Raw genomic sequence first — 13,556 nt, 5'->3', positions numbered from 1 at the left:
TCCACAGACGGCGCAAGATACGTAAAATCGAGGGAGGCGCCTGATGGCGACCAAGAGACCTAACCGGATCGTGGAGCCGCCCTTTGCGGAGCGATCCTTCCTGCCGGAGGCGGTGTTCTCCGAGGATGTCGTGATGGTGACTGGCGGCAGCTCAGGCATGGGGCGTGGCATGGCGCTGGCCTTTGCGCAGGGTGGTGCCAAGCTGGCGATTGTCGGCCGAGACCTTGAAAAGGCGCAAGCCGTGGTGGCCGAGATCGAGGCCATGGGTGAGACGGCGCTGGCGGTGAGCGCTGATGTGCGTGACCCGGTAGCGGTGAGCGCGGCGTTCGATACGGCGGAAGCGGCGCTGGGGCCGGTGAGCATCCTGGCGAACAATGCGGGCGGGAATTTCCCCGCGCTGGCAGAGGCCCTGTCGACGAATGCGTGGAACGCGATCACGCGGATCGCGATTGATGGCACCTTCCTGTGCTCGACGGAGTTTGCCCGGCGGCGCTTGGCGCTGGGTGCGCGGGGCGCGATCGTCAACAATAGCGCGCAATATATCTGGACCGGGTTTCCGGGTGATGCGCACTCGGCTGCGGCGAAGACGGCCGTGGCGACGATGACACGAGCCTTCGCGAGGGATTGGAAGGACAGCGGTATCCGCGTGAACTGCGTGGCGGCGGGCTTCTTCCCGCATGGCGCCTCAACGAATGGCGATGACCCGGACGTGGTGGAAAACCTCGGTCGGATGATCCCGGCCGGGCGCACGGGGCGGATGCAGGAATTCGGCTGGGCGGCGGCTTTCCTCTGTTCGCCGTTTGCATCGGCCATAACGGGGCAGGTGATGATGATTGACGGGGGCGAGAGCCTGAGGCGGGCGCTGATGTCGCCGGACTTTGTGCCGCCGAACCAGCGATCGAATGTCTGGGGGTATACCGCATGAGCCGCACAGTGCCGAGCTGGCTAGAAGACCCGGTGGCGATTGTCATTGGTGAGGGCGAGGGCGTGGAAGCCGTGGCGCATGAACTAGCGGCGGCCGGCGCGACGATTGCGCGTGGGCCGGTAGCGGGCAGCCATGCGGTGGCGGCTGAAGCGATAGTGGCGGCAAGCGCAGCGGCGCGCGACCCGGTGACTCTGCTGGTGCATGCGGGCGGGCCGGTGTCGACTATGCGTGCGGAGAAGCTTGACCTTGCAGCGTGGCGCGCGGGCATGCAAGCCGGGCTGGACAGCCGGTTCTTCTATGCGGCGGAGCTGGCGAAAAGCCTGATCGCGCAGGGGCTGACGGGATCGATCCTGTTCCTTGACCTGCCCGAAGACGGCGGCGGGACGGTGCAGGCGGCCGCGTCCGGCGGTTTGGGCAACCTGACCAAGACGCTGGCGGTGGAATGGGCGCGGGACGGCATTCGCGTGAACACGATTGCCAGCCGTGTCGTTGGCGGAGGTACGAAGCAGGAGTTGCGTTCACTCGGCGCGCTGGCGTCCTATCTCGTCAGCGATTTTGCGGCCTATGTGACCGGTAGCATTACCGGTATCGACGTCGATGACTTCCTCCTGCCCGGCGCATGAGGCGCGCAAAGTGAGCCTCTTCGATCTTACAGGCAAGACAGCCGTGGTAACAGGGTCGACCCAGGGGATCGGCCGTGGCATTGCGGAACAGCTGGTCAGGCAGGGTGCCAATGTGATCGTGTCGAGCCGTAATGCGGAACGCTGCGAAGACGCCGCCGAGGCGATCAACCGGACACCGGGCCGACCAGGCGAGAGGGTTGCCAGGGCCGTGCCGTTCGACCTCGATGACCGGGCTGGGATCAATCAGTTTGCCGAGAAAGCAACGGCCTGTTTTGGTAGGGTGGATATCCTTGTCTGCAATGCGGCGGCCCTGTCTTTCATCGGGCCGGCAGCGAGCACACCGCCGGAGCGCTTCGACCGGCTGCTGCAGACCAATATTCACAACAATTTCCGGCTCTGCCAGGCCTTCAGGCCGGTGATCGCGAAACAGGGGGGTGGCAGCATGATCCTCATCGGCTCGCTGGCGGGACATTCGGTCAATGCCGGGATGCTGGCCTATTCGGTCTCGAAGGCGGGTGTCGCGCACATGAGCCGGATACTGGCCGATGAGTTCGCGGTCGACGGCATTCGCGTGAACTGTGTCTCGCCGGGCTTCATCCGGAGCAAGTCGTCTAGACCTGTCTTCGATCGGCCTGAAGCGCTGGCGCAGATCGTGAGCGGCATTCCCCTGCAGCGGCCGGGTGAGCCGGAGGATGTGGCGGGGGCGGTGGTGTTCCTCGCATCCCGGGCGGGGTCCTATGTGACAGGCGAGACGATCCTGGTGGATGGCGGGCGGGTAAACCTCAACCCGCCGCGACCCAGAGGCGAGAACCCAAATGCGGCGCTGAGGTCAGTTGTGGAAGAGGACAAGGGGTGATGGGCGTTCGGGGACTGGAACCGGGCAGGCGGCCAGCGCTGCTCATTTCGGAAATCCAGAATGGCATCGCGAATGGGGCCTATACCCAGTCGCCGCTTGTGGAGCAGGTGGCCGAACGTGGGATCGTACCGAGGATCAACGCTCTCGCTGACGGCTTCCGGATAGCCGGCCATCCGGTCATACATTGCATCGTGACGATGCGGCCGCAGGGTTTGGGATGGAACCGCAATTGCGTGCTGGCCGCGCGCATCGAGAAGGGCGGTTACCTGATGAAGGGCACACCATCGGCGGCCATTCATGAGGATGTGCGTGTTGGTGCGGGCGATATTGTCAGCGAACGCCACCATGGCATGACCGCTTTTACCGGGACGGACCTGGACGCGACATTGCGCGGGCTCGATGTGGACACAGTCGTATTCGCGGGCGTCTCGACAAATGTCGCCTTGATGGGCGGATCGTGCGAAGCGGTCGGGAACGGGTATCATGTGGTGATCGCTGAAGACTGTACGGCTGGCGGGACGGCGGAGACGCACAGGATTCAGGTGACGATGCACCTGCCGCTCGTCGCCACGATGAGCGACAGCGCGTCTGTGCTTGGATCGATCGCCTGACCGAGTCGCTTCAGCGAGGTGATATGGGTCGAGAGACACCATCCCATCACCAGCCAGCCGGCGCCGAAGACAGCAAAGCCAGTCCGGGATCCGAAGGGCCGGACTCAGGTCACAGGAGCGCCAACGCGACGGTGAAATTGAACACGCCCCCGATTGCGTTCAACCATGCGGGCGAAATGACGCGCCCGGGTGGTTTGCGAAAGATGTCGGGAATGCTTTCCCGGCCAGCCCATGCCTGTATGCGGAAGGCCCCCGCGAAGAACCAGGCGATGTATATGGACCGGTGTATGGAAACCTCGTGGAACTGCCCTTCTCATGCTGCTGATCGGCGCGGTCCCGGAAGGCGTTTTGCAGCGCCGAGACCGGTAACCTCCCGGACGCTGACGAAGACCATGGCAGGCCAGGCGGCCAGCAGGACGGCGCGGAGGATCCATATCGTCCTGGTGTTCCTTGAGGACTAAGGCCGGATAATCCAGCCGCCATCGACATGGAGAACCTGTCCGGTCATCCAGGCGCCTGCCGGCGAGCAGAGGAGGAGGAGCGGGCCGACCAGTTCGTCAGGTTCGCCGCGCATGCGCATGGCGATGCTTGCTTCGAGTGCCTTGATGAAAGGCGAGTCAGGCGGTGTCAGCATGGCGCCGGCATCGGACATCGTGTTGCCGGGGGCGATGGCGTTGACGTTAATGTTCTGGCTGCCGAGCTCGCGGGCGAGCGTGGTGGTCAGGCCGACAAGGGCGATCTTAGTTATGCCGTAGACGGTGGAGGGCGGATAGGCGCCGCCGGAGACCTGGTTGATGATCTTGCCGCCGCCACGCTTGGCCATCAGCGGCACGACGGCCTGCGAACAGTTCAGGGCGCCGGTGACGTTGACCGCGAAGGCACGGTTCCATTGCTCGGTCGTGTGCTGGATGGCGGGGGTAGCCACGATCTCGACCATCAGGGCCGCATTGTTGACGAGGATGTCGACACCGCCGAACGCCTTCTCGGCTGCAGCGACCATGGCAGCGACTGAGGCCGGGTCCGTGATGTCGGTGCGCACGCCGAGCGCCTTGCCGCCTGCGGCGGTGATTTCTGTGGCGACGGCCTTGGCGCCCTCTTCATTGATGTCGGCAACGACGACGGAGGCGCCAGCGGCCGCTAGGCCCATGGCGTAGGCGCGACCGATGGAATTGCCGCGCCCACCGGCGCCGGTGACGATGGCCACTTTGCCGTCAAGGCGGAACTGGTCGATTGAGAATGTCATGTCATGTGTCCTTGAAGCTTAAGCGATCGCGACGGTCTTATAGCGCAGGAATTCGTCGATGCCGGCGCGGCCGCCCTCCTTGCCGAAGCCGGAGAGACCAAGGCCGCCAAACGGCGTGTGCGGATTGATCTGGACGGCGCCATTGACGTAGACGCCGCCTGCTTTCAGGCGCTCGGCCACGCGGTGGATGCGTTTGATGTCGTTCGACTGGATATAGGCGGCGAGGCCGTATTCCGTGTCATTGGCGAGGGCGACGGCTTCGTCTTCGGTTTCGAACTTGAAGACAAGGAGGACGGGGCCGAAGATTTCGATCTGGGCGATCTCGCTCCTGGGATCGACGTCGGCGATGATCGTCGGCTCGACGAAATTGCCATTGGCGAGCTTGCCGCCGCAATGATTGCCGCCCATCAGGATGCGGCCTGACTTTTCAGCCTTGGCGCGGTCGAGCATGCCGACAATCCGGTCGCAGGCGGCGCGGTTAATGACCGGGCCGACGGTAACGCCTTCCTCGAACGGATCGCCGACCTTGTATTGCGAGGCGATGGCGACGAGCTTTTCGCAGACTTCCGCATAGATGTCCTTGTGGACGAGAAGGCGGGTCGGCAGGGCACACCCCTGACCGGCCATGACGCCGATGCTCCACTGGATGGCGCGGGCGCAAGCGGCGTCGATGTCGGCGTCGGGGAACATGAGGCTGGCCGACTTGCCGCCGAGTTCCATGACGGAGGGTTTGATGTTCTCGGCGCAGGCGGCCATGATCTTGCGGGCCGCGATGGGACCGCCGGTGAAGCTGAGCTTCTCGATCTTCGGGTGCGTGACGAGGGCTTCGCCGGCTTCAATGCCACCGGGGATGATCGAGAGGACTCCATCCGGAATGCCGGCCTTTTTTGCGAGGCGGGCATAGAGGTCCGGCGCGAAGGGCGTGATCTCGGCAGGCTTCACGACGACGCAATTACCGGCTGCGAGCGCGGGAGCGACCTTCATTGAAAGCGAGATGAGCGGGCCGTTCCAGGTGATGATGATGCCGACGACGCCGAGCGGCTCGGGCACCGAATAGGCGAACTCGCCGCGCGTATCATAGGTGGAATAGAGATCGCCATCGAGCTTGTCGCACCAGCCGGCATAATACTTGGTCCACTGCACCGAGAGCATGGCCATGCCCATGCCGCCCATCAGGGGTGTGCCGCCATCCTTGGCAGCAAGGGCGGCGAACTCGTCCTTGTGCTGGTCGATCAGTTCGGCAAACTTGTTGAGGATGTCGCGGCGTTGCTCGGGCCGGGTCATGCGCCAGGTCTTGAACGCTTCAGCAGCCGTTTCGACGGCCTGGTCGACCTCAGCCTTGCCGGCGAGCGGAATGTCGGCCTGTTTCTCACCGGTCACCGGGTTGAGGTGGGCGTGGGTGCCGCCGGATCCGCTGCTGAGGCCCTTGTGGCCGATCCATATCTTCACGTCGGGCAGAGTTGTCTCGGCCATATTCTTATTCTCCCAGGGTTCAAGCGTTCAGGCGGAGCCAGAGCTCCGGTATGCCCATGACTGCGCCGCCGCGCGGGGTGGCGGGGGCATGTGTCGGATCGATTTCAAAATCCGGAAAGTCTTCCAGCCAGCGGCGGTAGAGCGTTTCCAGTTCCATCTTGGCGAGGTGACGGCCGAGGCAGGTGTGGCCGCCGGTGCCGAAGCCGAAATGCGTGCGCTTGTCACGGTCGAGATCGACCTTGAGTGCGTCGGGGTTGAGGTCTTCGTCGATGCCGACCAGGGCGATCAGGCAAAGCACCATGTCACCGGCCTTCATGGTCACGCCGCCGAATTCCATGTCTTCGGTGACCTGGCGCGGAAGGGTCGGGAAGGTGTAGCGGCGCATCAGTTCCTCGACAGCCTCCGGAACACGCTCGGGATTGGCGGTGAGCTTGCGGCGGAAGTCCACATCGCGGGCCATGTGGCGAATGCCGAAGGTCATGGCATTGGTGACCGTGTCGAGGCCGGCGATAAACATGAGGAAGCCGATGGACATCAGTTCCTCGAAGGTGAGCTTGCGGCCCTGAAAATCGGCCTGGATCAGTTTGCTGAGGATGTCTTCCCCTGGGCTCTCCATCTTGGCGGAGATGACCTGCTGCAGCTCTCCCATGATGCGCATGGCGTATTCCTGGCGCTTTATGGGATCAGTGGAGCGGAACATGCCTTCGACAAGGCCCCGAAAATCTTCCGCGCGGTCCAGCGGGAAGCCGGCGAACTCCATGAAGACATAGATGGGCAGGCGGGACGCGACAGCATCGACGAATTCGCAGCCGGGCTTGTCCTTCAGTTCGCTGAGGACGAGGTCGGTCCAGTGGTCGACGCGGGCCTGGAGGTGGGCAATGCGGGAGCGTTCGAAATACTCCATCATCAGGCGGCGATAGAGCAGGTGCTCAGGCGGATCGAGCGATTCCGGGATCATGCGGGGCGCGTCATCGCGTGGCGGAATCTGCAGCTGCTTGCTGGAGAAGAGCGCCGGTGTCTTCAGGATTTTGGATATGAGGTCAGAATCCGAGACGACCCAGTGTCCGCCATTGGCGGGCGTCCAGAAGATACCGGGCGCCTCGGTCTTGAGGGCGAGGAGGCCGTCATGGATATCCGCAGCAAGGCGGGGATCATCGAGATAGTCGAATTCGACGATCCGGTCTGGCGAGATGTGATCTGGGGCTGCGACGGCTGACATATGTTTGCTCTCCCGGCTATTTTTGTTAAGTAAATCACGATTTACAAAACTGTCAATACATATATAACCAAGTGCATGAACGAAGTTCAGGACATCCGAAAAAGGGACGCGGCGCGCACGCGCGAGGCAATCCTTGTGGCGGCGCAGCAGGTCTTCTCGACGCGGCCCTATGGCGAAGCATCACTGAAGGAGATCACGGCGCAGGCCGGGGCGAACCCGGCTCTGGTGAGCCGTTACTTCGGATCGAAGGAAAAACTGTTCGAGGAAGCGCTGAGTGAAGTGCTCGATTCCGGCTTGCTGACAGGCGTGCCGCGCAAGGATTTTGGTGATGCCGTGGCGCGACTGTTCACGTCGGATCCCGAAGGGCGGATCAATCCCCTGCCCATGCTCGTCTTCGCGGCGGCCGACAAAGGCACGCAGGCCATTGCTGTACGTCTCCTGCGTGAATCGACGCTCAAGCCGCTTGAGGCGTGGATCGGGGGCCATGATGCTGAAGCGCGGGCCGCGCAGATCATGGCGATTGCGACGGGATTTTTCACCTACCGGCTTGTGTTGCCGCTAGCTCCCTTCGAAGGACAGGTTTCCCCTGGGGTCCGAACCTGGCTTGCACGATCACTGCAGATGATCATCGACGCGGACTGACGTCGCGTCGCGTATTGCATTGCGTATCTCTCAGAGTATAACCTAGTTATATAAGTGGCGCGTGAGCGCTGCTCTGAATTCCGGGAGGCGGCGCCATGGCCATCATCACAGACACACTGCGCGCCGTCATGGCACTCGACGAGGCAGCGCCGGTCATTGATCACAAGGATGTCTGGTATACTTGGGGCGAACTGAACGCGCAGGTCGATGCGATCAGCGATTTGTTGACCGCGCTGGACATTCCTGCGGGTGGGCGCGTCGGCGTGCTGCTGCACAACCGGCCGGGTCACGTGGCGGCGATCCTGTCCGTGCTCGCATCGGACCGGTGCCTCGTCACATTGAACCCGCTCTATCCCGACGAGACGCTCGCAGGCGATATCGCCAGCCTCGCTGTGCCTGTCGTCGTCGGTGAGGCGTCGGACCTCGCCCGTCCCGGGATACGGACGGCGCTTGAAGCGTCCGGCGCGGCCATCATCGAGATTGACCCCTTGCTGGGCGCAACGGTTCTGAAGACGAAGGGCCGCGGTGAGCTGCCGAATGAGGCCGGGTCTCAGGCCATCGCCATCGAAATGCTGACAAGCGGCACGACAGGCAAGCCCAAGCGCGTGCCGCTGACACGCGCCGCGTTTGATGCCAGCTTTGCGGCCGTGGCGAAGTACGAAAAGTCACGTGAGCTGACGCCGCAAGTGAAGCTGCGGGACAATACGACCCTGATCATCAATCCCGTGACGCATATTGGCGGGATCTACGGTGTCATTGGCGCGCTGATGGCGGGACGCCGGATATGCCTTGTCGAGCGGTTCTCGGTGGAGAACTGGGCGCATGCGGTTGTCCGGCACAGGCCCAAGGTCGCGCCAGGCGTACCTGCCGCGCTGCGCATGATACTGGAAGCGAATCTGCCGGCGGATACGTTCTCGAGCCTGTCGGCGATTATCAGCGGCACGGCTCCGCTGGACCCCGCCATCGTCGACGAATTCCTCACGCGCTACGACCTGCCGATCCTGGGCAATTACGGCGCGACCGAGTTCGCCGGAGCGATCGCAGGCTGGTCCCTGAAGGATTTCCGTCTGCACTGGAGTGACAAGCGCGGCGCTGCGGGGCGGTTGCATCACGATGTGACAGCGCGGATCGTGGACGCGGAGTCGGGCGAGCCGGTGGCGGCAGGCGTCGAGGGCTTGCTGGAGCTGAAGGCGCCGCAGCTTGGCGATGCAGACTCATGGCGCCGCACGACTGACCGGGCCGTGCTGGATGCGGACCGGTTCCTGTTCATCAAGGGGCGGGCCGATAATGCCATTGTGCGTGGCGGCTTCAAGATTCATCCGGACGATGTTGTGCGCGTGATGGAGCAGCATCCTGCGATCCGTGAAGCGGCGGTGGTCGGCGTACCCGACTCGCGTCTCGGCGAAGTGCCAGTCGCTGCGATCATTCTCGCCGATGGCGCGACGCTGCCACCAGTTGCAGACCTCAAAGCCTACCTGAAGGACAAATTGTTGCCCTACCAGACACCGGTGCGGTTCCTGGCGGTGCGTGACCTGCCGCGCACGGCGTCAATGAAGCCGGCCGTGGTGCAGATCCGCAAGCTTTTCGAGACATCCCCCTAACATCACCGAACCTGAGACGGAGACAAGTATGATAATCACCAAGGACACGGCCGCCATCGTAACGGGCGGCGCGAGCGGGCTGGGCAACGCGACAGCGCGCGCTTTGGCGGACGCCGGTGCGAAAGTGTCGATTTTCGACATCAACGCCGAAAAGGGCGAGGCGGCGGCCAGGGAAATTGGCGCCGTGTTTTGCCAGGTCAACGTGATGGATGAAGAGAGCTGCGAGGCCGGCTTCGCCAAGGCGCGCGCGGCCAATGGTCAGGAACGAATTTTCGTTGGTTGCGCCGGCGGCGGCAGCGCGAGCAAGATCGTCTCGCGCAACCGGGAGACCGGCGCGATCAAGCGCTATCCGACAAAGGAATTCGACAGGATTGTGCAGCTGAACCTTGTGGCATCCTACAGGTGTTCCGCGATGACGGCCGAAGGCATGTTGTCGCTCGATCCACTGGAAGATGGTGAACGCGGCGTGATTACACTAACGGCTTCCGTCGCCGCGCAGGACGGCCAGATCGGCCAGGTGGCGTATGGCTCATCCAAGGCCGGGATCAATGGGCTAGTCCTGCCGATCGCGCGCGACCTGATGAACGAAGGTATCCGCATCAACTCGATCATGCCTGGAATTTTTGCGACGCCGCCGATGATGGGCGTGCCGGAAAAGGTGCTTGAAAGCCTTGCTGCTTCGGTACCGTTCCCGAAGCGGCTCGGCAAGCCGACGGAGTTTGCCTCGCTCGTGCTTGAGTTCGTGCGTAACATCTACTTCAATGGGCAGAATATCCGGCTCGACGGCGCCATCAGGATGCCGCCCCGGTGACAGGATATTCTTGATGGCCGATCCCGATCACGCACCCAACACGTCCGCCGGACCCGCACCTGTGCGGCGAACGAACTCCGTACGCCGTACCAGCACGATCGACTCGTCCTGGCCCGAAGGCCGAAGCGGACCGATGATCATGTCGGGCAACGCGCGCGATGCCTTGACGGGGCGAGATCTTGCAGATTGTTCGACCGTTGCCACGGGGGCGTTCGAAATCGTCGCGACGATGGGCCGGGAGATCAGGGCGATTGAGACAATACCGCGTCTTCCAGATGCTGCGAGCCTGGTCGGGGTGCGAGGAGGGGGCCAGTCGCGGACTGCAATCGCAGCTCAACTCGGCGCCATGCAAGCGATCGCGACACCGCTGCACCTGCTGCTCGACGATTTTGCCGGTGCAAGCCTGGTTGCCGGCTGGGCCTGGTCACGCTGGCGCGATGACTGGGCCAGCCCCGAGGGTGTGAGCGAATCGGCGCGTCGCAACTTTCCCAAAATGGAAGGCATCTGTGCCGGGTTCCGACCGGGTGCCACATCGCTGGATGAGCTCGGGCGGCCCCGCCACGACATCCAGTCGAGCGCACGGGTGGGGTCTCTGGTCAATCCGGACGACCCGGCCGGGTGGCACCCGCTTGCAGCGCAGGAAGGTGTGGGCATGCGCCGGGGGCGCTGGATCGACATTTGGCAGGATGCGGGCCTGATCCGGATTGAAGCCGGCTTTCAGGACAGTTCCACAGCGCCGCATGGCGGGAGGGACGCCGTTCACGAATACCGGGTATCGGCAACGGCCGATCTGAACGGGATGGCATTGCTTTCGGTCGCGGCGGACCCGCGAGTCCTGCCATACCGCGAGTGCCCTGCTGCGGCTGCGAACATCGACCGGCTGATCGGGACGCCCTTAAAAGATTTCCGGAATGAAGTTCTTGACCAATTGCCCGGGACACTCGGCTGCACGCACCTCAATGATGTCCTGCGGGCACTGGCTGATGTTCCGCATCTCGCACTGATGCTCGAAAGTCACAGTTGAGCCAACGTGGATTACCGGATTCCCTAAAGTCTTGTCATTCACAGTGCACCTAGTTATACAAGTAAAACAGAGCCCCATGACGTGGGTTCGTGGGAGGAAATAATATGACAAAGAGATTCAATACGAACCACAGCTCCGTCCAGTCGCCATCCGGCGCGCAGGCTTGTAAATTCAATATTCTCGGTGTCTCGGCGGCGGCTCTGGGTGCCGCGATCATCGGTTTACCGGCTGTCGCGCAAGATGCGGCTGATGCAGAAGCGACCGCACGCCGGCTTGGAATCGTGACCGTCACGGCACGGAAGGTTGAGGAAAACCTCCAGGATGTTCCTGTTGCTGTCACTGCCTTCACAGGCGCCGAACTGGTAGAAAAAGGCGTCGTGCAGGTCAACGACCTGGCAGCCTTCACGCCCGGCCTGACAATCCGCGAAGGGAGCTCCAATCCTACGGCCTCGATCTTCTCGATGCGCGGCCAGGTCCAGAACGACGTTCTTGCGACGCTCGATCCGTCTGTCGGAACCTATGTTGATGGTTATTACTGGGCGCGTGCCTATGGCCTCAATATTGATCTTCTTGATATCGAAGGCGTGCAGGTTTTGAAGGGCCCGCAGGGGACCCTGTTTGGCCGTAACACGACCGGCGGTGCTATTCTCATCACAACGGCCGATCCGAATTTTGACGGCATGTCGGGGACACTGGAAGCAAGCCTGGGAAATCTCAGTGCACAAACCTATAAGGGGATATTCAACGCCCCGATCATCAATGATGTTCTTGCGGTTCGCGGTGCGATCCAAATGAGCTCACGTGATGGTTACATCAACGACCTTGTGACCGGTGAAGACTACAACAATCGCGATATCAGCAACGCGCGCGCCAAGATTCTTTATACGCCGACAGATTCGATCCGACTCGTCCTTTCGGGCGAATGGTTCGACCAGAACATGAATGGTCCGGGTAGTGGCACGATCTATGCTGCCGGACTGACGGGGGCTTTTCTTGCAGGGATCAACCCTCTGGCGGCGCCCGGAACGACGTTCCCAGTCGTTATTCCCGACTATGTAAATGTGGTGAAAGGCTCGGATGGTGACGATGTTGCCCTTGATGCGAACCCATTTCTGCGGGCAAGCAGCCAGACGTATAATGGTACACTGACATGGGACGTTGAGGGCGGCCAGTTCAAGCTGATTGCCGGCCAGCGCAAAGTGAAATCGGCGGGCGTTCTCGACCTTGATGGCGGCTCGCTTGGTGGCACTGATGTGACATCGATGCATGCAACCGGTTCAGGCATCAGCCTCGAACAATCGTCCATCGAAGGCCAGTATGCTGGCAGCCTGCTAGAAGACCGGTTGAGCTATGTTGTCGGGGCGACCTATTTCGAGGAGACCGGGTTCGACAAGACCAATACACGGACGCTGCTTTTCGCTGTCCCGGGGGCTGGTCCGTTTGAACTCAACTATCGCGGCGACATCGACAATACGAGTGTCGGTGTCTACGCGCAGGGCACGTATGACGTGACGGACAAGCTCGCGGTGACGGCTGGTGTCCGTTATTCTGAAGACGAAAAGGGCGTCACGACGAACAATTCGCGTTCCTTCGTTCCGAGCGGCGTTGTGTTCTTTTGCCTTGGCGGCCAGACGCCGCCGAACTGTCAGGAAACCTATTCGGATACGTTCGACGACGTGTCCTATACGCTCGGGGTCGATTACAAGCTGACTGACAATGTTCTCGTCTATACCAAGTATAGCCGCGGCTATCGCTCGGGTGGCCAGAATCTGCGCCTGAATGGGACTGGCGACCTGGATTTCGATCCGGAGATCGTGAAAGAGATCGAAGCCGGCTTCAAGGGAGATCTTCTGGACAACCGGCTGCGCCTGAACGTGGCAGCGTTTACCAACGAGATCGACGATGCCCAGCGCTCCGTCATCATTGCTGTCGGCGGCGCCAATGCGACGGTCGTCCAGAATGCGGCGAAGGTGAAGAATACCGGCGTCGAAGTAGAACTGACGGCCATCCTGAATGATTATTTCAGCGTACAGGCTGGCGCATCGGTCATTGATTCCGAGTATGATGAATACTTGGATGCAGGCGTTGACGTCTCAGACCGGCACTTCATTGCCATTCCGGAATCCGAATTCAACCTGGCCGCAATCTACAGCGCGCCTATCGAACTCGGCCAACTCACCGGACGGCTCGACTACGCCTGGCGTGACGAATACTTCAACAGCGAAGTGTCGACAGGGTCGGACGCGCTACAGGACGCGATTGCCTCGCCAGCCAGCGGTGCCCTCAACGCCCGGGTCGGGATCGATTTCGGGAACGGTTTCGAACTCGCCGTATGGGGTCGTAACGTACTCGACAATCGTGACAACCGGACGAGCCTGTACATCTCGAACTTCGGCTATGTGAGTGGCCAGAGCCGTGAGCCAGCGACATACGGGATCACGGGCACCTACCGTTTCGGCGCCAAATAATGCGGACGTCCCGCGTTTGAAACCATTCCTGGAGGGCGAGACTGAAAGGTCTCGCCCTTC

At 62.0% G+C, this 13,556-nt stretch carries 12 protein-coding genes; 9 read left to right on the top strand and 3 right to left on the bottom strand.

Going from position 1 to position 13,556, the window contains the following annotated elements; translation table 11 throughout:
• Positions 1–43 precede the first annotated feature (43 nt).
• Genes HOC_RS13870 through HOC_RS13855 form a run of 4 tightly spaced genes read left to right on the top strand, consistent with a single transcriptional unit; the run spans position 44 to position 3,015 of the window.
• Positions 44–925: an SDR family oxidoreductase gene (locus HOC_RS13870; protein ID WP_051624900.1), complete on the top strand. Its 882-nt coding sequence runs from the start codon at positions 44–46 to the stop codon at positions 923–925.
• Entirely contained in the window at positions 922–1,548 is a 627-nt protein-coding gene (locus HOC_RS13865; protein ID WP_035539577.1) for an SDR family oxidoreductase, read from the top strand. Before HOC_RS13870 ends, HOC_RS13865 begins: the two co-directional genes overlap by 4 nt.
• A gap of 10 nt (positions 1,549–1,558) precedes the next feature.
• The gene (locus HOC_RS13860) at positions 1,559–2,404 is read left to right on the top strand and encodes an SDR family NAD(P)-dependent oxidoreductase (protein WP_162174859.1); all 846 of its coding nucleotides are present in this window, start codon (positions 1,559–1,561) and stop codon (positions 2,402–2,404) included.
• Positions 2,404–3,015 carry a cysteine hydrolase family protein gene (locus tag HOC_RS13855; RefSeq protein ID WP_035539575.1) on the top strand — a complete coding sequence of 204 codons (612 nt, stop codon included), beginning with the start codon at positions 2,404–2,406 and terminating at the stop codon, positions 3,013–3,015. The genes HOC_RS13860 and HOC_RS13855 overlap by 1 nt, the downstream gene beginning before the upstream one ends.
• 457 nt (positions 3,016–3,472) lie before the next feature.
• Here the strand turns inward: HOC_RS13855 and HOC_RS13845 are convergent, their stop codons facing one another.
• Genes HOC_RS13845 through HOC_RS13835 form a run of 3 tightly spaced genes read right to left on the bottom strand, consistent with a single transcriptional unit; the run spans position 3,473 to position 6,950 of the window.
• Positions 3,473–4,258: an SDR family oxidoreductase gene (locus tag HOC_RS13845; RefSeq protein WP_035539573.1), complete on the bottom strand. Its 786-nt coding sequence runs from the start codon at positions 4,256–4,258 to the stop codon at positions 3,473–3,475.
• Positions 4,259–4,276: 18 nt separating this feature from the next.
• Entirely contained in the window at positions 4,277–5,731 is a 1,455-nt protein-coding gene (locus HOC_RS13840; RefSeq protein WP_035539572.1) for an aldehyde dehydrogenase family protein, read from the bottom strand.
• A gap of 19 nt (positions 5,732–5,750) precedes the next feature.
• On the bottom strand, positions 5,751–6,950 hold the full coding sequence (locus HOC_RS13835; RefSeq protein WP_035539571.1) for a cytochrome P450: 1,200 nt from the start codon (positions 6,948–6,950) through the stop codon (positions 5,751–5,753).
• Between the two features lie 75 nt (positions 6,951–7,025).
• Here HOC_RS13835 and HOC_RS13830 point away from each other — a divergent pair, with 75 nt between their 5' ends.
• The 5 genes from HOC_RS13830 to HOC_RS13810 all read left to right on the top strand — a co-directional run bounded on the left by HOC_RS13830 (position 7,026) and on the right by HOC_RS13810 (position 13,496).
• Positions 7,026–7,592, top strand: coding sequence for a TetR/AcrR family transcriptional regulator (locus tag HOC_RS13830; protein ID WP_035539570.1), 567 nt, complete (start codon positions 7,026–7,028; stop codon positions 7,590–7,592).
• A 95-nt stretch (positions 7,593–7,687) separates the two neighbouring features.
• Complete coding sequence (locus tag HOC_RS13825) at positions 7,688–9,193, top strand: class I adenylate-forming enzyme family protein (RefSeq protein WP_035539569.1); 1,506 nt, start codon at positions 7,688–7,690, stop codon at positions 9,191–9,193.
• 28 nt (positions 9,194–9,221) lie between these two features.
• Positions 9,222–10,004 (top strand): SDR family NAD(P)-dependent oxidoreductase, encoded by a 783-nt coding sequence (locus HOC_RS13820; RefSeq protein ID WP_035539568.1) that lies wholly within the window; start codon positions 9,222–9,224, stop codon positions 10,002–10,004.
• A gap of 13 nt (positions 10,005–10,017) precedes the next feature.
• Entirely contained in the window at positions 10,018–11,028 is a 1,011-nt protein-coding gene (locus HOC_RS13815; protein ID WP_035539566.1) for a DUF2889 domain-containing protein, read from the top strand.
• 104 nt (positions 11,029–11,132) lie between these two features.
• The gene (locus HOC_RS13810; protein ID WP_035539565.1) at positions 11,133–13,496 is read left to right on the top strand and encodes a TonB-dependent receptor; all 2,364 of its coding nucleotides are present in this window, start codon (positions 11,133–11,135) and stop codon (positions 13,494–13,496) included.
• Positions 13,497–13,556 lie beyond the last annotated feature (60 nt).

The sequence above is a fragment of the Hyphomonas oceanitis SCH89 genome (genome assembly GCF_000685295.1).
GTDB classification, from domain to species: domain Bacteria; phylum Pseudomonadota; class Alphaproteobacteria; order Caulobacterales; family Hyphomonadaceae; genus Hyphomonas; species Hyphomonas oceanitis.
Note: the sequence above shows the minus strand (reverse complement) of the source record. Positions and strands in the feature narration are given on the sequence as shown.

Coding starts and splice junctions, on each gene's coding strand:
- HOC_RS13840 (WP_035539572.1), bottom strand. CDS start 5,731: ATGGCCGAGACAACTCTGCCCGACGTGAAGATATGGATCGGCCACAAG.
- HOC_RS13835 (WP_035539571.1), bottom strand. CDS start 6,950: ATGTCAGCCGTCGCAGCCCCAGATCACATCTCGCCAGACCGGATCGTC.
- HOC_RS13865 (WP_035539577.1), top strand. CDS start 922: ATGAGCCGCACAGTGCCGAGCTGGCTAGAAGACCCGGTGGCGATTGTC.
- HOC_RS13845 (WP_035539573.1), bottom strand. CDS start 4,258: ATGACATTCTCAATCGACCAGTTCCGCCTTGACGGCAAAGTGGCCATC.
- HOC_RS13870 (WP_051624900.1), top strand. CDS start 44: ATGGCGACCAAGAGACCTAACCGGATCGTGGAGCCGCCCTTTGCGGAG.
- HOC_RS13830 (WP_035539570.1), top strand. CDS start 7,026: ATGAACGAAGTTCAGGACATCCGAAAAAGGGACGCGGCGCGCACGCGC.
- HOC_RS13820 (WP_035539568.1), top strand. CDS start 9,222: ATGATAATCACCAAGGACACGGCCGCCATCGTAACGGGCGGCGCGAGC.
- HOC_RS13815 (WP_035539566.1), top strand. CDS start 10,018: ATGGCCGATCCCGATCACGCACCCAACACGTCCGCCGGACCCGCACCT.
- HOC_RS13825 (WP_035539569.1), top strand. CDS start 7,688: ATGGCCATCATCACAGACACACTGCGCGCCGTCATGGCACTCGACGAG.
- HOC_RS13810 (WP_035539565.1), top strand. CDS start 11,133: ATGACAAAGAGATTCAATACGAACCACAGCTCCGTCCAGTCGCCATCC.
- HOC_RS13855 (WP_035539575.1), top strand. CDS start 2,404: ATGGGCGTTCGGGGACTGGAACCGGGCAGGCGGCCAGCGCTGCTCATT.